Here is a 686-nt window from a genome sequence, read left to right on the forward strand (position 1 = left end):
ATCCACATGAGTAACTATATATCCTGAGCCTTTCTTTCCTTCAACAAGATCACCTTCCCAGTCGCCAATACGAGACCGTTTCTCTACGATATCAGGCCGCTCATGGATACTAACTCGGTTTTTTATCTTTCCTCGTAAGTCTCCATATTTTCTTTGTTTTTTTCTCTTTTTGTGACGTTTTGGTAATGCTTTATAGAGTTCACCACCAACTTGATAGTCTTTAATAACCCATTGATAAATTGTCTCATGACTGACACATTTTCCCTTGTCATTTGGGTGGTTTTTTTTAAGCCTTCCTGCAATGGCGTCTGGTGACCAACCTTCTTGCAATTTATGTACAACATGCTGATAAAGCGTTTTATTAGAAAACTTTTTTGCGTGCCTTGGTTTCTTTTTACGTTCGACTGCTAAGTCTTCAGCAGATTCATCGAAGTAAGTATAGTAAGGGGGTTTATTCCTCTTTACTTCTCGCATAATAGTAGTGTGGTGTCGGTTAAGTAAACGGCCGATTGAACGGTAACTTTCACCACTATTATGGCGATAATAGATTGCTTTTCGCTCAAAACTGTTAAGATGTTCATAAGACATTGCTCAGCTCCTAAGATGTATTTGGTCGCACATTTACATTAGCAGAAGCTGAGAAGTGTCTTATTTTTATCTAGTTTTTATACGTGGTGCACTTGGAA

1 protein-coding gene is annotated in these 686 nt (G+C 38.2%); it reads right to left on the bottom strand.

The genetic code is table 11. The features are described from left to right. Window positions 1–588: IS30 family transposase (locus N482_RS03355; protein WP_155730459.1), on the bottom strand; the 588-nt coding region annotated here is incomplete at its 3' end. Window positions 589–686: the final 98 nt, after the last annotated feature.

Origin of the sequence: Pseudoalteromonas luteoviolacea NCIMB 1942, from assembly GCF_001625595.1 — a bacterium.
GTDB classification, from domain to species: domain Bacteria; phylum Pseudomonadota; class Gammaproteobacteria; order Enterobacterales; family Alteromonadaceae; genus Pseudoalteromonas; species Pseudoalteromonas luteoviolacea_A.